The sequence below is a fragment of the Mycetohabitans sp. B2 genome, from assembly GCF_021733735.1.
Classification (GTDB): Bacteria; Pseudomonadota; Gammaproteobacteria; order Burkholderiales; family Burkholderiaceae; genus Mycetohabitans; species Mycetohabitans rhizoxinica.
The window spans coordinates 1-25,462 of sequence record NZ_JAHKSP010000072.1 but is presented as its reverse complement, the minus strand read 5'-3'; the positions used below and the strand labels follow the sequence as shown (position 1 = coordinate 25,462).

General features: G+C 60.4%; 20 protein-coding genes and 3 pseudogenes. 11 read left to right on the top strand and 12 right to left on the bottom strand.

The features are described 5' to 3' along the window. The coding region (locus KPG66_RS15515) for an alpha/beta fold hydrolase (RefSeq protein ID WP_237071380.1) at nt 1-1,040 on the top strand (1,040 nt) is incomplete at its 5' end. Between the two features lie 296 nt (nt 1,041-1,336). Here the strand turns inward: KPG66_RS15515 and KPG66_RS15510 are convergent. Continuing rightward, nucleotides 1,337-2,193, bottom strand: a pseudogene (locus KPG66_RS15510) (transposase); the annotation flags it as partial. Between the two features lie 2 nt (nt 2,194-2,195). On the opposite strand from KPG66_RS15510, the gene KPG66_RS15505 reads away from it, so the two are divergent. From KPG66_RS15505 to KPG66_RS15495, 3 genes are all read left to right on the top strand, one after another. Continuing rightward, a complete protein-coding gene (locus KPG66_RS15505) occupies nt 2,196-3,233 on the top strand; it encodes an alpha/beta fold hydrolase (RefSeq protein ID WP_237071379.1) in 1,038 nt (345 codons plus the stop codon). A 339-nt stretch (nt 3,234-3,572) separates the two neighbouring features. Beyond that, nucleotides 3,573-5,069: a glycerol kinase GlpK gene (gene glpK, locus KPG66_RS15500; RefSeq protein ID WP_237071378.1), complete on the top strand. Its 1,497-nt coding sequence runs from the start codon at nt 3,573-3,575 to the stop codon at nt 5,067-5,069. A 21-nt stretch (nt 5,070-5,090) separates the two neighbouring features. Then, nucleotides 5,091-5,801: an MIP/aquaporin family protein gene (locus KPG66_RS15495; protein WP_237071377.1), complete on the top strand. Its 711-nt coding sequence runs from the start codon at nt 5,091-5,093 to the stop codon at nt 5,799-5,801. Nucleotides 5,802-6,141: 340 nt separating this feature from the next. Here KPG66_RS15495 and KPG66_RS15490 read toward each other — a convergent pair whose 3' ends face one another. Both KPG66_RS15490 and KPG66_RS15485 read right to left on the bottom strand, forming a co-directional pair. Continuing rightward, nucleotides 6,142-6,342, bottom strand: coding sequence for a hypothetical protein (locus KPG66_RS15490; RefSeq protein WP_237071376.1), 201 nt, complete (start codon nt 6,340-6,342; stop codon nt 6,142-6,144). A 229-nt stretch (nt 6,343-6,571) separates the two neighbouring features. Further along, nucleotides 6,572-7,804 (bottom strand): metallophosphoesterase, encoded by a 1,233-nt coding sequence (locus tag KPG66_RS15485; RefSeq protein WP_237071375.1) that lies wholly within the window; start codon nt 7,802-7,804, stop codon nt 6,572-6,574. A gap of 270 nt (nt 7,805-8,074) precedes the next feature. Between KPG66_RS15485 and KPG66_RS15480 the strand changes: the two genes are divergently transcribed. Both KPG66_RS15480 and waaC read left to right on the top strand, forming a co-directional pair. Continuing rightward, nucleotides 8,075-8,299 (top strand): hypothetical protein, encoded by a 225-nt coding sequence (locus KPG66_RS15480; RefSeq protein ID WP_442929455.1) that lies wholly within the window; start codon nt 8,075-8,077, stop codon nt 8,297-8,299. A 373-nt stretch (nt 8,300-8,672) separates the two neighbouring features. Further along, on the top strand, nt 8,673-9,734 hold the full coding sequence (waaC, locus tag KPG66_RS15475; RefSeq protein ID WP_237071374.1) for a lipopolysaccharide heptosyltransferase I: 1,062 nt from the start codon (nt 8,673-8,675) through the stop codon (nt 9,732-9,734). A 320-nt stretch (nt 9,735-10,054) separates the two neighbouring features. Here waaC and KPG66_RS15470 read toward each other — a convergent pair whose 3' ends face one another. Then, nucleotides 10,055-10,285, bottom strand: coding sequence for a hypothetical protein (locus KPG66_RS15470; RefSeq protein ID WP_237071373.1), 231 nt, complete (start codon nt 10,283-10,285; stop codon nt 10,055-10,057). A gap of 1,092 nt (nt 10,286-11,377) precedes the next feature. On the opposite strand from KPG66_RS15470, the pseudogene gmtX reads away from it, so the two are divergent. Both gmtX and KPG66_RS18110 read left to right on the top strand, forming a co-directional pair. Further along, a pseudogene (gene gmtX / locus KPG66_RS18115) lies at nt 11,378-11,730 on the top strand (gamma-mobile-trio protein GmtX); the annotation flags it as partial. Between the two features lie 137 nt (nt 11,731-11,867). Further along, nucleotides 11,868-12,035 (top strand): annotated as a pseudogene (locus KPG66_RS18110) (gamma-mobile-trio protein GmtX); the annotation flags it as partial. Between the two features lie 69 nt (nt 12,036-12,104). Here KPG66_RS18110 and KPG66_RS15465 read toward each other — a convergent pair. Then, nucleotides 12,105-15,236, bottom strand: a complete 3,132-nt coding sequence (locus tag KPG66_RS15465) for a type 2 lanthipeptide synthetase LanM family protein (RefSeq protein ID WP_237071372.1) — start codon at nt 15,234-15,236, stop codon at nt 12,105-12,107. Between the two features lie 199 nt (nt 15,237-15,435). Between KPG66_RS15465 and KPG66_RS15460 the strand changes: the two genes are divergently transcribed. Both KPG66_RS15460 and KPG66_RS15455 read left to right on the top strand, forming a co-directional pair. Further along, nucleotides 15,436-15,669, top strand: coding sequence for a Nif11-like leader peptide family RiPP precursor (locus KPG66_RS15460; RefSeq protein ID WP_237071371.1), 234 nt, complete (start codon nt 15,436-15,438; stop codon nt 15,667-15,669). Nucleotides 15,670-15,769: 100 nt separating this feature from the next. Further along, nucleotides 15,770-16,921 carry a YcaO-like family protein gene (locus tag KPG66_RS15455; protein ID WP_237071370.1) on the top strand — a complete coding sequence of 384 codons (1,152 nt, stop codon included), beginning with the start codon at nt 15,770-15,772 and terminating at the stop codon, nt 16,919-16,921. 26 nt (nt 16,922-16,947) lie between these two features. On the opposite strand, the gene KPG66_RS15450 is transcribed toward KPG66_RS15455, so the two are convergent. From KPG66_RS15450 to KPG66_RS15420, 7 genes are all read right to left on the bottom strand, one after another. Next, nucleotides 16,948-17,598 (bottom strand): class I SAM-dependent methyltransferase, encoded by a 651-nt coding sequence (locus KPG66_RS15450; RefSeq protein WP_237071369.1) that lies wholly within the window; start codon nt 17,596-17,598, stop codon nt 16,948-16,950. 3 nt (nt 17,599-17,601) lie between these two features. Continuing rightward, the gene (gene moeB / locus KPG66_RS15445) at nt 17,602-18,759 is read right to left on the bottom strand and encodes a molybdopterin-synthase adenylyltransferase MoeB (protein ID WP_237071368.1); all 1,158 of its coding nucleotides are present in this window, start codon (nt 18,757-18,759) and stop codon (nt 17,602-17,604) included. Nucleotide 18,760: 1 nt separating this feature from the next. Beyond that, a complete protein-coding gene (locus tag KPG66_RS15440) occupies nt 18,761-19,033 on the bottom strand; it encodes a MoaD/ThiS family protein (protein WP_157864550.1) in 273 nt (90 codons plus the stop codon). A 176-nt stretch (nt 19,034-19,209) separates the two neighbouring features. Further along, the gene (locus KPG66_RS15435) at nt 19,210-20,124 is read right to left on the bottom strand and encodes a hypothetical protein (RefSeq protein ID WP_237071367.1); all 915 of its coding nucleotides are present in this window, start codon (nt 20,122-20,124) and stop codon (nt 19,210-19,212) included. A gap of 16 nt (nt 20,125-20,140) precedes the next feature. Next, entirely contained in the window at nt 20,141-21,085 is a 945-nt protein-coding gene (locus tag KPG66_RS15430) for a hypothetical protein (protein ID WP_237071366.1), read from the bottom strand. Between the two features lie 75 nt (nt 21,086-21,160). Beyond that, entirely contained in the window at nt 21,161-22,390 is a 1,230-nt protein-coding gene (locus KPG66_RS15425; protein ID WP_237071365.1) for a YcaO-like family protein, read from the bottom strand. After that, nucleotides 22,387-23,790 (bottom strand): TfuA-like protein, encoded by a 1,404-nt coding sequence (locus tag KPG66_RS15420; RefSeq protein WP_237071364.1) that lies wholly within the window; start codon nt 23,788-23,790, stop codon nt 22,387-22,389. The genes KPG66_RS15425 and KPG66_RS15420 overlap by 4 nt, the downstream gene beginning before the upstream one ends. A gap of 1,242 nt (nt 23,791-25,032) precedes the next feature. On the opposite strand from KPG66_RS15420, the gene KPG66_RS15415 reads away from it, so the two are divergent. Further along, on the top strand, nt 25,033-25,329 hold the full coding sequence (locus KPG66_RS15415; protein ID WP_237071363.1) for an F-box protein: 297 nt from the start codon (nt 25,033-25,035) through the stop codon (nt 25,327-25,329). Nucleotides 25,330-25,462 lie beyond the last annotated feature (133 nt).

The window sequence follows — 25,462 nt, the reverse complement described above, 5'->3', positions numbered from 1 at the left end:
GCGCTGACGCGTTTGCGCACCAGGCGTATGAAGTACCGCAGGGCGAGCTCGAGACCACGCTGGCTCAAATTTGGTCCGAATTGCTCGGTGTGGAGCAAGTGAGCCGACACGATAATTTCTTCGCACTGGGGGGACATTCGCTGCTCGCGGTGCAGATGATTAGCCGGAGTCGCACCGCTTTGGGTATCTCCATTCCGATGCCCGTCCTGTTTGAAGCACCGACCCTTGCCGCGCTAGCGCAGCGTGTATCGGCACAAGAGAACGTGCGGGACGAGTCCTTTGCTGTGCTACTGCCGATTCAACCTCATGGTGCTCGACCTGCGCTTTTCTGTGTCCATCCTGTGACTGGGTTAAGTTGGCACTATCGGGGCCTGGTGAGCCATTTGGAGGCAGATCAACCGGTCTATGGCTTACAAGCTCGTGGACTTGACGGTGGCTCGTCGCCCGCTCTCACGATCGAGGCGATGGCTCTGGACTATGTTCAGCAAATCCGCTGTATTCAGCCGCATGGGCCTTACTATCTGCTAGGTTGGTCATTTGGCGGCAAAGTTGTCCATAGCATGGCAACGCAGCTTGAACAACAGGGCGAACGGGTCGCGTTATTAGCGGTGCTTGATGCTACGCCGGGTCATGTGCAGCTGGATAACAAGCCGGAGCTCGCCGAAGACGATTTTTACCATCTGTTTGTACGTCACGCTGTAGGCAGTTTGGCGGAAGCCAGCCATTATTTGTGGGATAAAACCCGTGCAGTGTTTGAAAATAATGTTCAGCTTGTTCAACGTTTTTCGCCACGTATTTATGGTGGTGACATGTTGTTTTTTAGGGCAGCAGTGGCCCCAAATGCCTGGACTCAAATTATTTCGCCGGAGGTATGGCAGCCTTACGTGTTAGGCAATATCGAAGTTCACGATATCGCTTGCCAACATTACGACATGGAGTTGCCCGTGCCTACTGCACATATTGGTCGCATTTTGCGCCAGAAGCTGAATATGCTACAGGGAGAACAAAAAAACGACAATAAAGAGGAAGCGCTAATATGATTAATTATCTACCCCTAAACAATTTGCCAAGGCTGATGCAGCAAGGCGCGGAAGCTGAAACGGTGTGGCGGGACAGATGTGTATCTTGGTGAAGCCGAACGTCAGGCGTATTTGGCCAAGAGTAAAGCACGAATCTATGCGTCGAGTTAAGGTATTGATTCAGTCAACTTGTCTCGTGGACGCATGGCCGTGTCAGCTCCGCCTCGCGTGTCAAGGGTGTCTAAACGAGAACCAATTAGCGCTCGTTTGTGGCAAGCGTTTGGAGAATACCGGCCTGCGGGCGTAATGCCGTTCAGTTAAGGTCCTCGAGTCAGGTATCGAACGGTGTAGCGGAAAGGTCTGGACTTGACGGCCCGAGCGCAACTGCGCCCGGGCCGTTTTTCGTTGGGAAGCTGCTTGAGCCGTTCGCGCAGGCGAGCGAGCAGCGCTGGGAGTTTGCTGTACGAGCGGCGTTACCGCCGCCCATGTCATTTCGTATTGGATTGTATGCAATGCGCGCACGAAGCTCAGTGCCTCGGGAGCATGCCGGGCCTGGAGCGCAGCCTTGGCCATCTCGAGACGAATCAGGTTGTAGGCAATCAGAGTGCCCCAGAACTCCTGGTAGGCGCCCTCGACGGTCTGACTGCGAAGGGTCAACTCCCTACCCAGCATCGGCGGTTTCCATTCACGGTAGCTGGTCTCAATCTGCCAGCGACGTTCGTAGCAGCAGACGATGTCTGCTGCTTTGAAACGCTGTCGATCACTCAGGAGGTGAGTCATACCCGCTGTCGACCACGCGCATGCGCACTATCTGATCGCCGGGCTCGCCGCTGAGCACCTCCCAACGCGTATTAGACTTGCCTGGCATGATGAAATGCTGGTTCTTTGCGCCCGAGACCAGGTTGCACAGCAACTAGGCTGCCAGAAATCCTTTGTCTAACACGGTAATGGAGTGGTCCGGCACACGCGGGATAAGTTGACGCGCCGAGACCATTTCATTGATGTCGTAAGAGCCAAATTCCGTATCGCGCACCAGGTGAGTAGGGATGGCCGTGAGCGTGACTGCGCGCAGTTGGGGACAACTGCCCACCCGGTCATGCGTGGCCGAGGATGAGCCGAAATGCTCGTGGTTGACCGCACTGTCGGTCGTGCGCAGCGTGGTGCCTGCGCGCGCATGTGGCAGGCGCGTTGCTGGACTATATGGTGCCAAGCGCATTTTTGAGGCTCGACGCGTTTGCCCTTACGTCGAACGGCAAAATCGACCGCCGGGCGTTGCTGGCGCCCGACAGCGACGCTTTTGTGCTGCAGAATTATGAGGCGCCCCAGGGCGATTTTGAAGCTGCGCTCGCCGCCCTATGGGCTGAATTGCTCGGCATGCGGCGTATCGGGCGTCACGATGATTTCTTCGCACTCGGCGGGCATTCGTTGCTGGCTCTGCAAATGACGCAACGTTGTCGTGCCACGTTGGGCGTGACCATCCCGGTGCATGAGCTATTCAGCCGGCCGAGCATCGCGGCGCTGAGCAAGGCCATGCTTGCGCCCTCGGCCGCGCCGCATGAGTCCTTCCCAGTGCTGGTGCCGATTCGGGTGCCGGCTAAGCGTGCCCCGCTTTTTTGCATCCATCCTGTCAGCGGGCTCAGTTGGCACTACCGGAACCTGGCTTCACACCTGCCGCCCGAGCAGCCGGTCTATGGCATCCAGGCCCGGGGCTTCGACGATCCTTCGTTGTTGGCCACGAGCATCGACGCGATGGCGCTCGACTACATCCAGCAGATGCGGCGCATCCAGCCAGACGGGCCATACTACTTGCTGGGATGGTCACTGGGCGGCAATATCGCGCACAGCATGGCGACGCAGCTCGAGCAGCAGGGGGAGCGCATCGCGCTGTTGGCCGTGCTGGACAGCATGTCTGACCATCGCTGGCGGGGCGACAGTTTCCAGCCAGAACTGGATGCAAGTTATATCAGGTCGCTGGCGCGGTACGAGGGGGGACCCTGGGGCGGCCGACGGGGCGGCGGATCCTCGGCGCTCATCGCGCCGGACGCCTGGCGCCCCTATGTGCTGGGGAAGATCGAGACCCATGACATCGCGTGCACGCACGACGATATGGACCGGCCGGGCCCGTCGGCGGAAATCGGCCGCGTGCTGCGGGAAAAGCTTGATCAACTGCACGGCGTGCCGTTGCACGAGCGCAGCCGGATGATAGCAGCCTGAACGTTGGCACCGCATCCCGATATCGGACGCGGTGCGATGAGATGTGCGCCAGTGAGGCATGTCACGCCGCATGCACGGTATGCACGTGCGTTTCCAGATAGAATTGACACTTTAATCTAAATTAGGCGTTGTCAACCAAGGGTTTTCCCTAATATGTTCGAAAACAGACTTTACATTTGCGATTTAGAACATTAAATTTCGCGCAGCGATGTAGTGGGCGTAATGACGGGACTGAATGTTCAAAAACGAACATTGATGGCCGGACTGCCTCGCCTCGCGCGGCACTGCACTGTGTAGACGGTGCAGCATTCAATAACGGCCAAACCGACGGAGACAGTCATGGAAGGCAAGTACGTCCTGGCGCTGGACCAGGGCACCACCAGCTCGCGCGCGATCGTGTTCGACCGCGGGGGCAATATCGTATCGACTGCTCAAAAGGAATTCCGCCAGATCTACCCTCAACCTGGCTGGGTTGAGCACAATCCGCAGGAAATCTGGTCGACCCAGGCGGGCGTTGCCGCTGAAGCCGTCGTGCGCGCGGGGCTGAACGGCGGGTCGATCCACGCATTGGGGATCACGAATCAACGTGAGACGACAATCGTATGGGATCGTGATACCGGGCTGCCGATTTATAACGCTATCGTCTGGCAGGACCGGCGCACCGCCGATTTTTGTGCTGAGCTCAAGGAACGTGGGCTTGAGGGCACGGTTCGCGCGAAGACCGGCTTGCCGATCGATGCTTATTTCTCCGCGACGAAGATCCGCTGGATCCTAGACAACGTCGCCGGCGCGCGCGAGCGTGCTAAGCAGGGCAAACTCGCGTTTGGCACGGTTGATAGCTGGCTGATTTGGAATTTCACGCGTCACAATACGCACGCGACGGACGTGACCAATGCGTCCCGCACGATGCTGTTCAATATCCATACGCTGGACTGGGACGACGAATTACTCGCCGAACTGGATATTCCGCGTAGCATGATGCCGCAGGTCAAACCGTCCTCGGGGCTGTACGACGCGACGAAGACCACCGTGTTTGCGTCGCGGATTCCGATCGCCGGCGTGGCGGGCGATCAGCATGCCGCGCTGTTCGGGCAAATGTGCATCACGCCCGGCATGGTCAAGAATACGTATGGCACGGGCTGCTTCCTGGTGATGAACACCGGCGACAAGCCGATTGAGTCGCGCAACAACCTCGTGACGACGATTGCCTGGCAAATCGACGGCAAGACCACCTATGCGCTGGAGGGCAGCATTTTCATCGGCGGCGCCGTGGTGCAATGGCTGCGCGACGGGCTGGGAATCATCAAGCAGGCGGCCGATATCGAGGCGTTGGCCGCCTCCGTGCCGCACAGCGATGGCGTGTTCCTAGTGCCGGCCTTCGCGGGCCTGGGCGCGCCGCATTGGAATCCGCACGCACGCGGCACATTGTTCGGCGCCACGCGGGGTACCACGGCTGCGCACATTGCCCGCGCCGCGCTGGACAGCATTGCCCATCAATCGTTTGACGTGCTCAAGGCAATGGAGGCCGATGCAGGCCAGCCGATCACCGAGCTGCGCGTCGATGGTGGCGCGGTCGAGAACAATCTGCTGATGCAATTTCAGGCGGACATCCTCGGCGTGGACGTGGTGCGCCCGCGCGTGACGGAGACCACCGCGCTGGGCGCCGCCTACCTTGCAGGGCTGGCGACTGGATACTGGGACGGCATCGCTGAGGTCTGCGACCAGTGGCAGCTGGACAGGCGCTTCACACCGGCGCTGGAGTCGGAGGAGACGGCGCGGCACAGGGCAGGTTGGCAGCGCGCGGTATCCGCCGCGATGATGTGGGCGGCGGCCTGATCAACGACAACGGAGATTATCATGACCCATGCGTTGATCGCAGAATTTATCGGAACTGCCCTGTTGGTATTGCTCGGCGACGGCGTCGTCGCCAATGTGATCCTGGCGCGCACGAAGGGCCACAATAGCGGGCTGATCGTGATCGCGATAGGCTGGGCAATGGCTGTATTCGTGGGCATCGTCTGTTCGGCCGCCTACAGCGGTGCGCACCTGAACCCGGCCGTGTCTGTGGCGCTCGCCGTCGCTGGCAAGTTCGCGTGGGCCAAGGTGCCGGCCTATGTGGCTGTGCAAATGCTCGGCGGCATGGTTGGCGCGTTCCTGGTCTGGCTTGTCTATCGTAAGCATTTCGAGTCGACGGATTGCCCGGACACAAAGCTCGCGGTGTTCTGCACGGGCCCGGCGATTCGCAATACGCTGGGCAACCTCACGTCAGAGATTGTCGCCACGTTCGTACTCGTGTACGCAGTGCTGCACATGGCTGCGCCGTCTGTGGGCCTGGGCGCGATCAACGCGCTGCCGGTTGCATTGCTGGTGTTGGGCATCGGTGTGTCGCTTGGCGGCACGACCGGCTATGCGATGAACCCGGCGCGGGACCTGAGCCCGCGGATTATGCATGCACTGCTGCCCATACCGGGCAAGCGCGACAGTGACTGGGGCTACGCGTGGGTGCCGGTCGCTGGCTCGTTGATCGGCGGTGTGCTGGCGGCGGTGGTTTGCGTGCTCCAGGGATAGAACGGAGCCGCCTTCCGCCCGGCTGAGCGTCCGAGGACGCCAGTGCGCGATCAATATAAAGAGAACCCGGTGCCGGCGCCTGCCGGTGCAGCCGCGCTTGACGGCTCGGCGGCGCGCCGTGCTGCGCGGTCGGCTAGGCCGCTCAGCTCAACGCATCCATGCGTGCCGGTCCCCCTGTCTGGGAGGCCGGCCACCGCATATCGCGGCAACAGCTTGGACACCCAAATGAGCGGCGTGGTGGCCGGGGTCTGTGGCGCGTCCATCGTTGACGCGCGTGGCCGTCACCGCGATCCGCGGATCCGCGCCTTTACGCTCCGCGGCCGGGCCGTTGTGCGCCGCGTCATCCGGTTTGGCGTGTCCCCGGTTGGGGCGTCACTGCGCATTTTTCGTGCCGATCATGATCCGCTTCAGTGCGCACCGCTTCCGCGAAACGCTCCAGGGCGGTGACCGAGCCGTGCACGCTTTGATACTGTTCACGCCCGATCTTCCCGTCGAGCGTCACGAAAAAGCCGGACTGTTTTGCAAGTTCGAGGATGTCCATCCTGCTACAAGCCTCCATCCCAAATACTGCCGTTTTTGATCGCTGCCACGCATGCGACCAGCATATGCCCACGCTACCTCATACTTCCATGCTACACGCTTACCGGCGCAGCGATGGAATGATTGGTGCGTTGCCCTGCCAGCAACGGCCTAGATGCGCCGTTTGCCCGAGCGCGTCGAACGCCCTATGGCGAAAATAACTGTTGCGGGAATCGTGCCTGCTCGGCCAGTCAATGTGACCGTGGTGACGGCGGGCGTGCCGCACGGACGACGCTCGAGCTGGGCGGGGCGGGAACGCGCGAGCCGGCACGTGCCGGGACCAGCCGCACCAGCGTAATCTCTGATGGTGCGCCAATGCGCTTTGGCGGCCCCCAATACCCGGTGCCGCGACTCGTGTAGACCCATAGCTGCGATAGCCGGTGCAGGCCAGCGGTGAACGGCTGTTGCAGCCGCACGAAGAAATTCCACGGGAAGAACTGGCCGCCATGCGTGTGCCCAGATAACTGCAGCGTGTAGCCTGCTTGCACGGCTGCCGATGCGGTACGCGGCTGGTGGGCCAGCAGGATCCTCACGGCGGCATGCGGCGGTGCCCCGCGTAGCGCACCGGCCGGATCGCTGGCATGCGCGGCGTCGAAGTGACCCGCCGAATAGTCCGTGACGCCGGCCACTACGACGCACGCCGTACCGTGGCCGATGACCACGTGTTGGTTCATCAGCACGGTTAGGCCAAGCCGCTCGAATTCGTCGATCCACGCGTGCGCACCGCAGTAGTATTCGTGATTACCGGTGACCAGGAATACGCCGTGCCGCGCTTGTAGCTGCCCCAGCGGCCGGGTATGGGGCGCCAGTTGCTCGACGCGGCCATCGACGATATCTCCGGTGATCGCGATCAAGTCCGGCCGCAGTGCATTGACCGCCTCGACGATCGCCTCGACATAGCCGCGTTTAATCGTCGGCCCGACATGGATGTCGCTGATCTGCGCAATGGTGAAGCCGTCCAATGCGTCCGGCAGCCCGTCGATCGGGACCTCGACAGTTACCACGCCTGCGCGCCGGCGTGCATTGACGAAGCCCGCGAGCGAGGCTAGCAGCGCAAGCGCGGGCACGACGGGTGCCGAATTACGCTGCCATTGCTCAAGCGGCCAGTGCGCGGCGAGCGCGGCATCGAGCACATGCACGAAGAGCAATGCAACGTCGCGCGCGAACGTGAGCACAAGCAATGACGAGAAGAATCCCATCGCCAGCATGCCCGCCCACGCAAGCCAGTCGGAAAGCGGCTGTCGTTCGATTGCCTGCGCCAGCATCCCGAATAGAATCAATATGATGGACAGTCCCAGGCACGCGACTGCCGCGTCGCGCACGGCGGGGCCGCCTGGCAGTACCGGCACCAAGCGCACGCCGACGTAGAGATGCATCAAAATACCAATCGTGATGATCCGGATTAGAAAACTATAGCGTCGCATGAAATCCTTTCGCGGTAAGCCGCCTGCGCGATGGCTGGACGGGTGCATGGCCATTCTAGCGGTAGATTCACATACGGCGCCTGACCGGCTCACGAAAATCGCAATGGAACCCTAGATTCAGCCCGTGACGTTAAGCGGACAGGCGATCGTGCTCAAGTTGCTCAGCCTCGACCACGGCGACGCATTGGAGGAGGCCGTCACCGACTGCCGGCTATGGGAGTGATGGGCGTCAAGAGGCTGCACCGACGTCTGAAATCGGTGCAACGTGGTATGCGATGTGGTCTGCGTGCCCCGGTGAAGCGGTATCAGCGCACCGCGGTGAATACGGAAGCGAAGCTGCTGTTGCTCACCCATGCGTTCGAGCGGCTTGATGCGATTGCGGTCGAATTCCGCACTCGTTACATGAACACCGCGGCGCGGTCGGCGATCCTACAATTGGGTACGAAGGGGTACGAAGCGGGACGGCAACTTGCGCAATCACCCGCTCGCGGCTGACGGCAGCTATCGCGACACGGTAGTGCTTTCGATTTGGGAATTCGAATGGATGGCGGTGCGTAACAATTTGCGTGTCTGGCTGCAGCGCGATCCTGCATAGTGAGCACGCGACGGGTCCGCCAACGTCGTTTCCAGTCACGCAGTAAAATGCGAACGTGGTTGGCGCTTGCGCCGGCCGTCAAAACGCCATGTGACGGCGCGTTACCAGCGCGTGTTTGTACGGCGACTTTTTTACTTTACGTGACTACTGGATAGCCACCTACAGGGCAGAGCAGCGTTTCATGGCAATGTGCACAGGCACAATAGAGGCTGGCGGCGCCAAGCCTGCCGCGTCTATTTCCAGCAACAACAAGGGCCTTGCTTACAATAACCAATGAAACGCATTCTCGTGGTCAAAGTCACGTCGCTTGGCGACATTGTGCAGGCGCAGCCCGTTGTGTGGGACCTGCGGCGCGCCTTTCCTGAAGCCCGGATCGATTGGGCGGCGGACGAGGCGTTTGCCGACGTGGTCCGCTGGAATCCGGGCGTTGACCGCGTGTTGTGCGCGCCGCTGCGGCGTTTCAAGAAAGCGCGTAATCTGGACGACCTGCGCGCCATCATCGCGTCGATCCGCACGTTGCGCAGCGAGCGCTATGATCTGGTGCTCGATATTCATGGCGTCTACAAAAGCGCGATCATTGCATTCATCGCCCGGTCGCGACGGCGTTATGGCTACTGCCGCGAGAACCTCGGCGAGGCAGGTGCAGCATTCGCGTATACCGACCGGTTTGACCGGCGGAATTCGTTGAACGCGTGGTATGCAATGCGCCGCAGTGTCGGCGATGCACTCGGCTATGCGGTCGAAGGGCGCCCGCATTTCGGCCTGAAGCTGCCGCCAGCGTTGCCGCTGTCGGCGATCGGCGATTCGGGGCGGCGCGCCATGTTGTTCCACGCGACCTCAACTGATGTAAAAAAGTGGCCGGTTGGGCATTGGATCGACGTGGCCCGGGCCTTGGCTGCGCGAGGCCTGCAGGTCCTACTGCCATGGGGCTCGGAACGGGAGCACGACGAAGCATGTCGGATCGCCGCGGGTGTGCCGCAAGCTCAGGTATTGCCCAAGCTCACGGTGACAAAGTGTGCGCAGTTCATCGAAGCATCGGAACTCGTGGTCGGCATGGACACCGGATTCTCGCATCTTGCCTATGCACTCGACAAGCCGACCGTGATGATCTTTACCGCGACTTCGCGTTCGCATTTCGGCATCGACATACCGGGTCGCGCCATCTCAATCGGGGACGAAGGGCGCCCGCCCGCCGTGTCCGATGTGCTGGCTGCAATCGACTCGGTGTATCCGTGCGGGGTTGCAAGTCCCGTTTCCACTGGTCCCCGTGTCAAACCGGTCGCGGTCGTGAAGTCGCGTCCGACGATAATTCCGCTCCGGCATGAGGCAGCTTGACCGTGCCGGCGCGCGGCCCTCGTCGATACGCCGGGCAACGGACCTGTCACGGGTGAGCAGACTACTGGCGGCTCAGGGCCATTCGATCGAGACCGTTCAGTTGCTCCTTGGGCATGCCAAGCTATTTGATAGTGAACGCAGCGTAATAAAAGCCAGCAAATTAGAAGAAGCGGGGCTTCAATGCTCCATTTTTTGGGCCTTGCATTTTTGGGTGATGCTAGTGCATATTAAAAATATATAATATTTTTACCTAGCAAGGTAAAGAATTGGTTTTGCAGGCGTAGCGTAGCGGAGCCTGCCACCCGAAAATAAGAAGCCTTTTAAGGGAAAATGATCATGGCTGAAATCCGGTTTGCCAGACTTGTGCCGCTCGATTTAAAAGTTGAGACGTCCGCGTCGGCTGAGGCGACTTTGAACATGTTGGCTTGCGTTGAGTAGAGGAAAACGACGAGCTTGTCGGAACCATAAGCTTTCGCCGCGAAACTGCGCGTTACCACACCGTTGCTTACACCACAGTCCTGCGTGCGGGACTCCCGGACAAGCGAATCCATGTGCTCTACTTGATCGGGAGCGACGGCGTGGTCCCCTCCGCGCTGATGGCGATGGTCGAGTATGCGGGGTTTCGGCGCTGGACGCGAGCGCTCCCGAATCGTGGATTATCGGAGATCTCGGAATTTGCCCCGTCAGTGGTAGCAAGTGCCATCAAGGCGGGCCGGTGCAGAATTCCGCAGCTTCGAAACCATACTATTCCCCGGGACTGGGCGGGGCAAAAACTGCGTGCGGTGTCGATTCTTCATCACTGGACCAGCATTCTTGGGCGGCCTCGTGGCTCGGTTCAATGCGGTTGGGGTATCGCTCACCACCACGGCGGAACGGCTACGTGAACTGGAGAACGAAATTTGCCGGCTTGAAGACGGTCAATTCAATGTGGAGGTGCCAAGCGATAATACAGGCAGCCTTACGCGTGCATACGAGCGTCGCGACCGGGTACTGGATGAAGGCGACGGGATTGCCCATATCTGGCATGCTATCTATTGGCTTGTCGAAAAGTGTAGGGCAACGCTGACTGCGCCGACCGAGGGCAAGCAGCAAGTGAAGCTCGTACTTGCTGGCGAAGTCGAAGATCTGCAGGCTGCTCTTTCAGAGTGCAGCGAATTGAGTTTTACAACGCTGTGTGCCAGCGCGCGACGGTCTATCCGAATGAGAGTGTTGTGCTCGCCAACCTCCGGCGAGGGCGGGTGCTTGACGCAATGCTCTCGCGGAGCGGAAAACCAACGATCTTCGCATCTCTGACAGAATCGGAGGCTCTCTCCGTCGGGAACCAATTCGTCGAATTGTTGATGGCTAGACTCGGTCGTAACGACACCCAGGCTCTCGTCGAAGGGAAACTTCTCCTCGATGATCTAGGCATAACCAAAGATGTGGACCGACTGCTGCAGGGGGCATTCTACAGTTCGATTCGACTGCTCGATATGCGGAGAAAGGCCTAACGTATGAAAAAGACCGACCCCACTCAATTGCTCGGTGAACTATGCAAGGACGCGCATCCGAGAACGGCCGCATCCCTGCGAATCATCTTTTAAGTCTGCCAGGAGCAGGAAGAGCGCCGCAGCGCAGACTATTCGGTAGCCACCATCGGAAAATTGGCAAACGCCCGGGGCGGCCCGAGCGCGCCGGCCATCCGAAACAAGACCGGCGAACGGTACCGCGCATTGATTGCCGCATACGCCGATCATGCTGGTGGAAGAAAAAAGGTGCGACCCCGAAGTCCTCTGCGGTTGACGAACTCCTTGAGGGCGTCTCGGATCCGGTCCTCCGCGCTCGCATCAACCTGCTAATAGCCGATCTAGAGTCCACCAGAGCGCAGTTGCTTGCGGCACGACATCTTGCCTCGAAAAATTCAGTCCTGGTCCTCAGCGGCCCGGAGGCGCTCGCCACTGCCCCTGCGCAACCAGACGCTGCTTTAACCTCTCAAGAGAAGAAGTCTTTCGCTGCGGCGATTTCGGAGAAGACGTTGGAACACTGGGGCTGGTTGATTGACAGTAATGGCCGGTCCTTACCGATCGCGGCCAGGTCGTCTTCGGTGCCGGCTTCGCTACCACAATCTATTCACAAAGGACCGCATCCGGCCGGATTTCGAACGAACAGGTGTACATCCTCGTCGCACGCGACCGTGCTAGACAAACGCTGGACTTCGTGCCCAGCAAAGGTCCAGTGACAGCCCCGCAATTGCACGAACACCTATTCCCCCGTCTGGCTCCGCACGTACAAAACGTCAATACCTACTACAGCCGGCTGCGCGACGACTGCGCTTGGTCCAGTTGCTGACCTATCTGTTTGCATGACGTGAGTATTTCTAACGCACAATTCCTAACCTAAAAGACCGCCCCCAAGCAGCGTCTTTAACATCGCCCGGCTAACGCGGTTGTCGGTTAACACTAGCCCAATGCCACTGAGGCCGTTCATGAGTCCCAGATGATGCTTTCCTGGTCCGTGTGAACGCACAGCCAAATGGTTTCGATCTCGGATCATGCCCATCACCGCCGCGGCTTCTAGCTGCTCAGCGTGAGATTCACATGCCCTTTTTCTCAACATATCTTGGGCAATCCGTAGCACGGCGATGGCGCCGAACTGGCCGCAACACACGTGATCAGCTGGCGACGCTGCAGCGCACAGCGAAGCGAGGATTGCGTCGAGCTCGCGCTCCGCCGTTGCCTCCCACAACTCGGTTTCGAACATGCTGAGTCGTCCGAGAGCCACGCCGGCAAGTCCATGGCACCAGCTGTGATGCAAGGCGTCGTTACCCCTCAGGGCAATCGAAAATCTGCTCTCCCATCCGTCGTTGCCGATGCCCAGTGTGCTTCGGTCATGCGTCAGCAACCGTTGGGCGCAGTCGCGATACCGGTTGACGCCGGTGTGATGATGTAACCGCGTCAGCGCGGCTATCATGCCTGACGCCCCTGCGACAAATCCCGGCGGATGTGGAGCGAGGCCCCGCTGCGCATCCGTCATCGGGTACCAGGCGCACGCATCATGTACCAAGCGATCGCCGATGGTCATTGCGATGCGTAGCGCGTTATCCGAATCAAGCATCAGCAGTGGGCCGACTAAGCCGGTGGCGCCTTCGATCAAGTCGAGCGCCGCGTTGGTAAGCCATCTTTCGTCTAAGCCCTCCAGCAGCCTGGACGCCAGCTCCCGCCCTGCACTCGCTGCCGACGGTGCGATGTTGGTCGCACATATGGCCATCAGCGCGAGTAACTGACCGCCACATCCTGCAAGACCGAGCGGCTGGTCACGCCACCATCGAGACAATGCTGCGCCGGGTTGCCCCGCCAGCACCTCGAGCGGTTGGATCATGCGCTTGACCCACACATCGAGGCCGAATCGCGACGACTGTGCGAGCGGTGAACCGGCAAGGCAGGCAAAGAAAGCAGCAATGCCCAGCGTACCGCTATATGGCGACAACCCCAGCGGGCGGAAATGAAACCGCCGGCCGTCCCGCGCCATGTCGAAACCCAGCCACTCGGGGCGATCGTCGAAGATGCGGCCAACCAGGTCAGCAGCGACGGACCGGACCATGTGCAGGCGTTCATCCGGGGACAAAGGCCGCGCTTGCGGCGTTGGCGACGCCCTTTCTCCGACCGGGCCGGCATGGGCCCTGAGCGTTTTTGCGGCGACCAGTCCATCGATCACCAACAGTTGGAATTCAATAACATCAAGGTCCAATGACTGCAGGCGGCGCCGACAATCGTCCAGTCCGTTCGCTTCGAAATAGCCCTCGATGGCGCGTTCGCCGGTTCCCAGCAGTAGGCAATTCTGGTCGAGGCGGTGGGTGAAATATGGAATGTCGAGCTGCGCCATCTGAGATCGCTCAGCTGCAAGCGCCGACCAGTTCTCCAGGGGCGAAGCCGAGGTCGAAAACAGTCGCGCCAGCGGCTCGAGCGTGAGCCGCTGCGCATGCGCGGAGCGAAGGGCGCCGGCCTGTAGTTGTTGCTGCCCGATTGCGGAATAGATACGCGTTGCCCGTAACACGACGCGCCCGGTGAGGCCTGCGAAACGGTCCAGGATACCGCCGGTCTTCAGCCAGGCGTCGCGTTGCCTGATGATGACGCTGCCTTGCAGCCGGAAGCCTTCGCTGAAAGTCGCAAGGTGGCATGCAAAGGGATTAGCTTGTCCTCGCCCCACCGGTAAACTGGCAGGCTGCTGATCGAGGACGTCGACCGTGCCGAACGTCATGGCGTCACAGTTGATGTTCCGCCAACCGCTGACTGGACGACACTCGAGCGCCGATGAGGCAACGCCAAACGCGCTGGTATCGATCGCTTGCCGTTGCGTGCTCACCAATAACCAAACGGGAAACAGTTCGGTGCGCGCGACCGATTCCTCGAAACGTGCTTGCAAGGCGGAACCGAGCAGCACCGAGTCCGGTCGTGATACGGCCCGCAGGTCCGCCCGTACCACGGGCTCGAACAGTGTTTCGGCGTCGATCAGGAACAGGTTGGTTGAGCTCGCGATCAGGTTTTCATGATGGCCATCGGTGCAACCGAGCACATACAGGATGGCGCACAACCGGCCGGCGTGCAGGTAGAACAGCGAGAGCGCCTGTTCATCGGCGCACGGGCGGTGCATGGCGACCTCCATATACCCGTAGCCAGCCCTTGGCAGCACTTTCAGCGATGCCAGCGCAGGCAAATGAGCGATAACGTCACGGTCGCCGAGCAGGCGCTGAAATGCAAAATCGATTGCCATGTCTCGCGGCTTGTACACGACTTTCCACTCTTGCCTGTTATCCGAAAAGCCGAGCATTGCCACTGTGCGCCCGTGGCGGTGGCGATCACCGCTATCCTGGCCGATCCGGACCAGGCGGGCATGCACGGGTATGCCGAATTCGGCCAGCAAGACCTGGCGGTCGTCGTGCACCCGCAGCAGGATTTCTGCGCTGCTGTCCAGCCAAAACATGACGGTCTGCGCCAGCAGGCGCCCAAGCACGGGGAAATCGCCCAACAGCCTCGCTAGGCCGTCGCTGCGATGCTGCTGGATGAAGCTCCGGTAGCGTTCACGCGACGGCGGCCCGGACTGATCATCGTCGGCGCCAAAACAGGCGCAAACCGCCATACCCACGCCGCAGTCAGCCTTGAACAGTTCCCAAACCGCGTACTGGCTCAGCAGGCAGAGTCGCGCCAGCAATGTGTCGGCCAAATCCCGATCCGCCGGGGCCGCAGGCGGCGCGCCGAGTGATGCATCGACGCGAAGGTGCAACCATGCCAGCGCTGCGTCCACGGCCGGTCGCCACAGGTCGACGAAGGGAAGCTGCTGGCCCGAAGCCGACAGTGCCACGTCTTCCAAGCGCCAGGCGCTGGAGCTTGACGCCTTGATCGCCGCACAGAGTTGCGCCAGAGTCTCGCGGCACGCATCGTCGTCGGTATTGGGGAACGGAGTCTTGCCAGCCAGCGCCGTCTGCCATGGTGGAGACAGTGGGAGGGGTAGTGGACGGAAACTCATGTTTGCATTTTCCATGGGCGGCAGGCGGCGCGATTGGGCGCATTTTTATGCGCGCTATGAGCCGCTGACATCGATGTTATTCGCGAGCTCAGATTGTTGAAGGCGACCACAACATTATCTTGCCTGTTATGCCAATATCAACTATAAATATCAGCGTAGTATTGGTCATTTTACAACGAGTTATTGGAAGGAAACTATTATGAGTTCAATTCAGCAGTTTCGCACCAAGTTGGAGTCTGATCCGGAATTTGTTAAGAAAATCAAGAACTGTGCCAATTCGAGTGAAATCATCTCGGTCGCCCAAGCCGAAGGCATTAGCTTGTCGGAGGCGGACTTGGCCAAAGCTCTGGTCAACAGCAATACCGACCTGACGGATGAAGAACTCGAATCCGTCTCTGTCGGTACCCCGATGGCCGCGGCCCTCATCAAGTAAGCAGCCGGCGCGGCTCGGGATTGGACCGATGTGCCTGAGCGGCGCCGTTTAGCTGAAGCATAAGGATGGCGCTGCCATGCCAACCAATCTAGTGACGTCGATGCGCCTGATCGCCGCAACCGACACTCTGTCGTCAATTGGTCCCATTCTCGCCGAGTACGATATTCATGGCTATGCCGAACATACACCGGCCGGCATTGCGTCCATTCGCTCCATTGAAGTATTCAGGGGCAATCCGAGATCGGGTTATCTCAACCTGGGCAAGGGTTTCGGCTTCGACGCCGCGCTCGCTTCCGGCTATATGGAGGCGATCGAAGTATCTACTATCGAACAGGCGCCGCAGGTGCCGGTTCTGAGCACGGGCGACCTGGCCCCGGTATCTCTTGTCTATACTGCGGCGAGAAAAGCCGCTCAACGCGCTGGCATGCTTGATGACAAAGAGAGACATCGTCCTGTAATTGGCGGCGTGGACTTGTTGACGTCGATGCAAGTGTATGGCTATGTCGACGAAAATTTTTTGCCCCAGCAATGGGGTGGTGAAAGGCTCCACCTGTCGACTGACGGTCTGGCAAGCGGCAATTCATTGGCCGAAGCGCGTCTGCACGCCATTTACGAGCTGCTCGAACGTCATGTGGCGGCATCAAGCCTGCGGGCGCTAGGGCAAGTATTGTCCATCGCCCTGGAGGATATTCCGTTGACGTTGCGCAAAGCCTTGGACGAGATTGAACAGGCTGGCTGGCGCAGCGAATTCTTTCTGCTCGGATGGACACTGGGGGTCACGGTCATCCAGTGCGCATTGTCGCCCCTGACAGCTGCGAAGGCTGGACGGTCGGACGTGCACTTCGGCTGGGGTGCACATCACAGCCTGTCGATTGCGGTGGCGCGCGCGCTTGCCGAAGCCGTGCAGGGCTGGGCTACGCGTGCTGCCTGCCAGCTGGGCAACATCCCGCCAGCGCGGATGAAGGGGGGAATGTTGCTCTCCAGCGAGCAACTCATGGGCTTGAAGTCGGGCTCGCCAGTGGGCGAGCAGATCCTGCATGCGCACCTGCGCGCCTGCCGCAGCGCGCCAGCGTCCTTGGGCGAAGCCGACGAGGGCACGCTGGCTGCCGCCCCGGTGGCGTTGGAACAGGTCCTCTCTCGCGCGCGCGAGGCGGGCATCTCGCATGTTCTGTCATGGACGCTTTCGCCGCCACACCGCCCCTTCGCGGTCGTCAAATGCGTGATTCCGGAATTTGAATCGTTGTTCTCCTGAGCCCCTGTCCAGCAGGGGCGATTGCGCTAGGGCAGTGTGAAGCGCCAGATGGCCGGCCGCACCTCACCGAACAAGATATGAAAATAACCAGGGAACTGGGCTTCTCCCCAGCTACGATCGTCTGTCGGTTCCAAATAGAAATCCAGCTTTAGACCCGCCGATGCCGCATGCGACTCAACGTTGGTCCGGCCACGAATCGCATAGCCGAACAGCGACAGTGAGTCGAGCGTGCCATCAAGCGGCACCATGTCGACGATGAACACCACCGCGCCGCGCCGCGCCACCCTTGCCGCTTCGCGGAAAAAATCCGCTGTCGGCACATAGCCCATTGCATAGCAGCAGAGCAAGGCGTCGAAGCTGCCGTTGGGCTCGGGTATGTTGCAAATATCAGCGCAATGCGTGCGCCACGTAGATCCCGCGGCATCAAGCGCGCGGCGATCTTGATCGACCAGACAGAATGACAAGTCGGGCCGCCGCGCTCGCATCCGTGCCGCGACGCAGCCGTTGCCGGCGCCCAGGTCGAGCACGTTTGCCCCGATGGGCAACTCGGCCCAGACGAGCAGCTGGTCGATGTGACCCTGATCGGTTGGCGCGAAACGGAACGCTTGCTTCACGCTGAGCGGCGAGGACGCGGCCGTAGGCCCCGCGTCCGGCAACGGGGGGATTGAGGTCCGCATGCGTCACTCCGTCACTGCCCGGATGCTCAGTGTCGGGCGATCGCGGCGATGCGGCGCGCACCACCGGCAGTCCGGGCTGGCCTCCATCCGCAATTCGTCGAAGCGCTCACTCAATGCATCGTAGGTGAGCAGGCGTCCTACGAGCGGCTCGCCGATGCCCAGCAGAATCTTCAGGGCCTCCGTGGCCATGAGGGTGCCGATCACGCCCGGTAACACGCCAAGCACGCCGGCTTCAGCGCACGAGGGAGTCAAGTCGCGTGGCGGCGGCTCGGGGAACAGGCAGCGATAGCACGGCCCACCGTTTGGCCCGGCCGGATGGAATGCCGATACCTGGCCTTCGAAGCGAAAGATCGCCCCGTAAATCATGGGGATACCGTGCTTCACGCAGGCATCGTTGACGACATAGCGCGTGGCGATGTTGTCGCTACCATCGATGACAAGATCATAATCGGCCAGTATGGCCTCGGCGTTCGCGCTGTCCAGCCGTACCTCATGCAGGACCAGCGCCACATTTGGATTAAAGCCCGTCAGCGTTTCAGCTGCCGAGCGAGCCTTCGATTGGCCGACGCGCGCATCGGTATGGAGGATTTGCCGCTGCAGGTTGCTGCGTTCGATGCGATCGTCATCGATCAGTCCGAGCGTGCCTACGCCCGCTGCGGCAAGATAATAGGCAATTGGTGAACCCAGCCCCCCGGCGCCGACCAGCGCTACCCGTCGCGCCAGCAGCTTGGCCTGACCGGCTTCCCCGACTTCGGGTATGCGCAGGTGACGTGCATAGCGTTCCCGCTCGGTGGCGCTGAGGATTTTTGGGCGTTCGACCGGTAGGTCACACTCAGTCCATGCCTGGAACCCGCCCGCGACCGAGGCCACCGACCGGTAGCCGAGCCTTTTCAGGGCATCGGCCACGAACAGCGAGCGCACGCCACTGCCGCATAAGATCATTAGCGCTGTGTCGGGATCGGCAACCACCCCTTCGATCTGCTGCTCGAGAAAGGAACGGCCCACACGGACGGCGGCGGCCGGCGTGCCTTGCGCCCATTCGTCGGTATCGCGAATATCGAGCAGGATCGCACCGGCAGCCAGGCGTTGCGCCGCTTCACGCGGATCGATCTCGGTAATCTCGGCCTTCAGTTGCGCCAGGCGTTGTTGTTGTAGCGTCATGTCAGCCTCCCGCCAGCGCAACCAGGATCGTCACCTCGGCTCCATCGCTCACCGGTTCCTCGGCGCTCGAATGGATCTGCCGGCCGTTGACAAACACCCGCACGAAACGATTGATGGCGTTGGTCTGATCGAATAAATGACCGCGCAGCGTGTCTGATCCGCCAGCCAGTGCGTCAAGCGCTCCTCGTACCGTTTCGGCCTGTACAGGCACACGTGTGCGACCGCCCAGGAACTTGCGCATCGATGGAGGCACAATGACAGTAACGGTATTCAATCTCGGCTCCTCCAGTTTTGACAACATGACAGCCTGCCACGCATGACGTTGGCAGTCCCGGGAAATCACAACTGTTCGGCAACATCAACGATCATATCAGAGTGATCACTGGAAGCGGCAATCGGCAGGCCGATAATTAGATGGCACGTCCATTGGTTGATGGTCCGCGTTCGCTCTCATGGTCGGCACAGGGCGAGGACGGCGGAAATCAGGCGCTGGCTTGCCGTCGCCGGCCGTGCCGCGAGATGGTCGTCCCATGCCGGTGTAATGGCAGCCAGATGCGCGGTCAGCTTGCGGCGGCCGTCACGGACCAGGTATTCGAGGGTGGCGCCCAGCATCGCACCGTTGCGCTCTCCTGAGGCAATCAGTGCAGCCAGTGAAGCGAAATGGCGGGCCTGGCCGGGAACGTCGGCCACGCGTACCCCGTCGCGCCGCTCGGCCATCGCTGCCAGCTCGTCGTGGATGGCGGACAGCAGCGCGCCATCGACTTGGGCGTGGTCGATGGCTCCGACGCTGACGGCGAGCAGGGCAATATAGATTGCGGCGGTCTGGAGGTAACGGGCTCGGAAGCGGGACAGCGGCACGTCGCCCGATACCGTCAATCCCATGCGCTCCAGCAGCGCTTTCAGCGCTATCCGCTCGCCAATGGGCTTGCCCTGTGGCAGAGTGATTTCTACTTCGCCATTTGTGATAATGCGCAGCCCCTGGTCACTGCAATGCTCCGCCGACAGCAATGGATAGACGAGTGTGTAGCTGTCGGCCGCCACCCGTCGCCACGCGGCGTTGACAGCGTCCGGGTTACTACAGAACACGAGGTGACATGCCTGTGGCGCCAGTGCGCCACCGCAAAGCTGCAACGCGGGCGCGAGCTGAGCGCCGTGCACGGCGAAGATCTGCACATGCGGTATCGATGCCTGCGGTGTGTCGTGCCAATACCGGGGCGTGTAGCATCCATGCGTCGTGCCCGTGCCGGTCTGCAGGCTGAGCGGCAATGCCGGAGTTACCTGGCCGCGCAGGCTGGAATGGAAGACGCGATGCCCATGCTCCGTCAGCAGGTAGCCATAGGCCAGGCCGACCGCGCCGGTGCCCACAACATGGACGGTAAGTTCATGCAAGGGGCAGCAGATCCTGGTCATGATCGGCGACCGGAAATCGATGCGCGGTTCGCTGGTCGAGCACGCGGATCAACAGGGCATCGCGATGCTCCGCCATCGCCGGGGTGGCGAGGGTCCGGTGGAAGGTCAGGCCGTTGAAGACAAGACACTCGCCGGCCGCCACCTGCGGAGAGACAATCTGCGATGCGGGAAACATCTGTGCCAGCATGGGACCGATGTCACGCGATGAGTCGCCGTGGAAGATCGAAAAATTGGCGACCGGAGCATCGCTGATCTGCAGGCCTGGCCTGGTCACGCCAGCGTGGTCCTGCAGCGGAATCCACAGCGTCAGCATGGGGGAGTCATTGAACTGGGCGTTGCTGTCCTGGTGCCAGAACTGGTTGTTGGCATTGCCAGGCTGCGATGGCAGTCTGCTCGGCGGGAACGTGCGGCGAAGGATGGTCCGCCGTTTGAGAATGGTCGGGCGGGTCCCTGGCGGCAGTGGATCAGGCAGCGCCGCCAGCACCGCGCTCGCGATCGACCGAAGCTCGGCCTGGTCCATGCAATCCGGGTGGCTGAACAGCCTGATCGGTGGCTTCCCCGGCACGCTCAGTGTCGCGTCACATTGCGCGACCAGTCGCGCGCGCGTCTGCGCATCGAGCAGGCCGCTGACGCACAGGTGACGGCCGGTCGCCAGCCACTGCGGCGATCGGGCCGGCGCGTCGAGAGCGTGGCCGGACTGGAAGTCGTCGACCGACCCGTGCAACCGGGCCAGCGCGGCGCGTGCATTGATCCGCCCGTAGAGTGCGCGCTGCGCGGGCGTAAGTGTTTCGATATCCCAGCGCTCGCGATCGAGCAATTCAATCACCTGCAGCAAGCTCAAGGCCGGATGCAGTTCGGCTAACCGCAACAATTCTCCAAACGGCGTTTCGCTGGGGCTCTCGGCGACGGGCGGCATCCACATTCTCCTCGGTGATCGAACGGGCTGCCAAGCCGGCCAGCTTACACAGCTTCGTCGGGCCGGCGCCCGGTTTCACAGCATGCTTGCGCAGATCTTCATGCCGGGAATGAAGACGCGGGTCACGGCAAGGTCGAGATCGGGCTTGGTCAGGTCATGAACATAGACCTTGTCGCTGCCCGCTCCAGCCAGCATCTCCAACACCTGATCGAGACTGCCCTGGATGTTCCGGCCCTTGCAACGGTGGGGATAGACCTGCAACATCTCGTCCCAGCTCCAGGCCGGCATGGTTCGGAACTTGTCGAAGCTTCGTACCTGCAGGGCCGATCGTTGCTCCAGCTCCGACGCGGGCAATTGTCGGTTGACATGATCGATTCCCAGGTCCTCGCGCGCGCCATGAATATGGGCCAAGCGTGCCTGAGCCGCCTCAGTAAGCGCCCTGGATGCGGCGATCACTGGATCGGGGTGGGTGCCATAGCCGCCGGACGTGCTCAAGATGAATGCCGGCTCGCCGGGACAGTAAAAGATCGTCCAGAATGTGTAAATGTCGATCGCGCTCGGCATGCTCAACAGGAACAGCTCGATTCCGCCCGAGGTGATCAGTTCGGCTAGCTTGACGAGATGCCCCGGCAAGCTGTCCAGGCGGATCGGGCGCAGGCGCGACGGCGGGGAATCCTTGGTTCTGCCCATGAGCTTGGCAATCGCGTCACGTTCGACGATCTCACAAATGGCATGAAGGACCGCCTCCGCATAGGTATTGCCGCTGGCCAGGCCGTTGCTGGTGAAATATTGTAGGAACGGCGGGACGGCGTAGATTGTGCTTGCCGGAATCATCACCTTATTCCCGCTGATCAGTTCATCCGCCTCGACCCAGTCCAGCACGAGTTCTGGCGTATAGTAAAGTCCGCCATATTCATCTTTGGGCCACAAGCAGTCACGGATCAGCGTGGTCGGATCGACCGGGTCAAGACCTTCCGTGCGCAGGGCCGTCGCGCTCGTGGCCAGGCGCCAGCTCGAGGTGTCTGGGTACTCAGAATGCTCAACCTCAATCGATTCCATGATTGCCGAAACAGCCGCCGCGGCGCTGGACCATCCCTTGCCGTTAGAAATACTCAGGATGATGCCGTTGGGCCGGATTGCGTTATAGGTTGGGATGCCGATGCGGTCGAGGTGGGTGACGTCCAGCACGCGCGTGATGCCGCAGCGGGCGAGAACGGGCTGGATCCTGCGCAGTGTTTCTTCGGGCGCGCAAACGCGCTGCGTTCCCTGCGCATATTCGTGCGATGTGGCGGGACTAAAAGTCATGGTGCTCTCCTGTCGAGCCGATCCAGGCAATTCAAATATTGATGGGCCAACAGTACTTCGCGCGCAGGGTCGAGGACATAGCCAAACAGGCGCGGACCGACCTGATAGATCCATTCGGCATACGCCATGATGTGCTCGGCATCGGTCAGAATGGCGTCGTCCTCCCATCGCGCGCCGCACGGCTGCACTTCCTGCGGCGCGGGGCCGATGCCCTTTTCGAGGCCTAGGCAACACATCGTGTAGACAAGGTCCCCGGTGAGATCCACCATGCGGCGCCATGGGATAGGCGCATCCTGGACCTGCGCCGCCAACCGCTTGTCGATGTCAGCAATGACCTGACTGGCACCGGCGGTGCGGCAGAAAAGCTGCTGGATGCGGCGACTGAACTCGGCATCGCGGCTTTCCCGAGCAATATCAATCAGTGTCAGGCCGGTCGCGCGCCGGTGCTCAAGATCGAGCACCTGTACGTTCCAAGGCGACGCGCCGAGGCCGATATCGTCCTCGTTCCCGACGTCGAGATGCAGTTCCCTGGCCCACCCCACGATCAGCCGCTGGCAGACACGCGCCCTGATCAGGTCACGGTAGCCGATCTGATCCGCCTCTGTCCTGCCCAAATATTCGGCGAGGGGTATCGCGCCGGCACTGCCTTTTGCCTTAATCGATGTCAGCCGCTCGCTCGTGTAATACTCGATCCCGAGGTTCATGTGAGCATATTCATATTCACGCAGCCTGAGCGAAGACGGGGCGCCCGCTGATGACCTGTGCTCAGCGGCCAGCTTGAGCGCGAGAATGGCGTCGCTTTTCTTGAGGTCGGTTCCGTTAGAAAGCGTGGTTTTGACGGCCCCGATATCGATCACGTCCCGCAACGGCTCGAGTATTCCTTCGAGGGTTCTTTCCGTAAAGCACATCTGCTTGGCACGATCGATGATCAATGCTTCGCTGCGCGAGTCAATCAGGCCATCCTCCACGGCACGCATGAGTTGCCAGCGCAGATTAACGAGCGGGATCGTCAACCCAGTGTAGTTGTCCTGAGTGCTTTCGTGTAGCAGGGCGACTTCGTCGTCGCCATCAATCAGTCCGTCGCGATACCAGCCGAAGATCGTGCCCGCTCCAATGATTCCGGTGCCTTGAAGCTCGGCCGCTCTTAGCGCGCCCATGCTTGATGCCCCAATGACGACGATGCCGGAGTCGAGGGCGTAGAGAATCTCCTTATGCCACACTGATAGTTTTCCGTAAAAGAACCCATCAATTAGGACAATGATTTGATAACCGTCATTGATAATGTCGTAAAAGGAGCCGCGCGCGGCAGGAGGAAAGTAATCGGCGTCGGCCAGGTGGGTTCTGGCTTCGTCAAGGGGGCAGGAGGGCCCCAGAAAAACCGCAATTTGGTGCGTACTCAAAGGACTGCTCCCAATTTGTGATCTACGTGGGCGCGAGGTTTACAAGGCAGATCAGCAAGGTTTTTTACTCGCCAATGCGGCAGACTACCAAACTACGATTTCACACCTGCGATGAATTGTTGCATGATGAATATCCTGACATAGCTTACAACTGAATGCAAGGTGCAGGTAGTTCAAAACATATCGCCGAGCGCCCCGCATAGTCGCTTCCTGCGGACGCTACTCAGCCGCAGATGCGCGCGCCAGAAGCCGCCGGCGTAAGGTTGCGCGCGCTCCCGAAGCTGGTTGAAGAACGTCAGCGCTGCGCTGAGGTCGCCCTCGTGTTAGTAGCATCTACGAATGTGGCGTTATGAAAACCTACGAATGTCCGAATGGGTCGACAGTGGAAGGTTATACATCAGCTGAACTGACCTGATCGGAATCTTGTAACCAGCCGGATAGTTAGTCTTCTTGGTATTTTTGTACATGGAGCTAAATGAAGAAACGTTTTACCGAAGAGCAAATCATTGGGATCCTGCGCCAGGCCGAGGCCTGCATCATTTGTTTTGTGCGCGCTGGGCCGCTGCCAACAGCACATCCGTGAGGTTGCACGCTCGCTCGATCACGAGGACGCTTCTCTCGCATCGCTGGCGATCGAATCGAACACGCTACACGTGGCAACAACGTCACGAGCGAAACAACAGCAGTACAGGCGTCGGCAAGCGGACCGGCACACGGTCCGGCACTGGATTCATGCCGGCGAGTTTCCCGAACGGGCGTAGCGCCCGCTAGCGGCCAGCAAGCTGGATCCCTATCGAGCCTATCTTGCTCAGCGCTGGCGTGAAGGCTATCAAATGCGGCGAGTTAATATTCGGAGATCGCAGCTCAGGGATTCGAAGGCAGTTGCGGCATCGTGCGTCAAGCCCTTCAGCCTTGGCGACAAGCCTGTGCGCCCACGCAGCAGCGACGCACGTATGTGCCGCGAGCGGCGCCTTGCCCTCGCCGCGTAGGCTGTTGGTTATTGGGCCGGGGCACGGCGTCGCTCACCCACGACAACAAGCGGCACATCGAGCGCTTTGTTCAACGACTCGGCGAGCGAAATCAGCAGATTGTGGCGATCCGGCGGCTCTAGCCGACAACGGGTTATCCGCCAAAAATTTAGGGATTGCGGCTCACAATTACGTTCATCCGCCCGCTTTCAGCTATCTTACGGCGCAGCATCGCTTTGTGCTGCGTGTGTTTAACCTCTTGCTGAACTTGCGAATGGACTTCGATCTAAATGCTGCGTTAAACAATCATCAGGCCTATATCTGCGCGTTGGAAGCGTGCCCGCAACCCGCCGCGTCAGCGCCGCCGTCATTGAAGCCGCCAAGCAGTGCTTTGGCTAATACGTCAGCCAGCCGACCCGCGACATACCACGACCTGCCAGCCAAAATTCTCCAACAAGTGGCCGACCACATGCCGTTCGACGACATCGGCAACCTATCCACTGTGAACAACCAGACTTATCATGCGCTGCAAGAGCACCGCAGATTGAAAGCGAATATCGAGTTCTTCTAAGCCGGCTTCCTGCATTGGACGCGTCTGGGCAGGCCGAATTGATAACAGCATTAGCCGACGTGCTAGGCGCCCTCTCATTATCTTTTCCCTCCCCCCAATATCATGCTTATCGTTATGATCTTGCGAGCGCGAC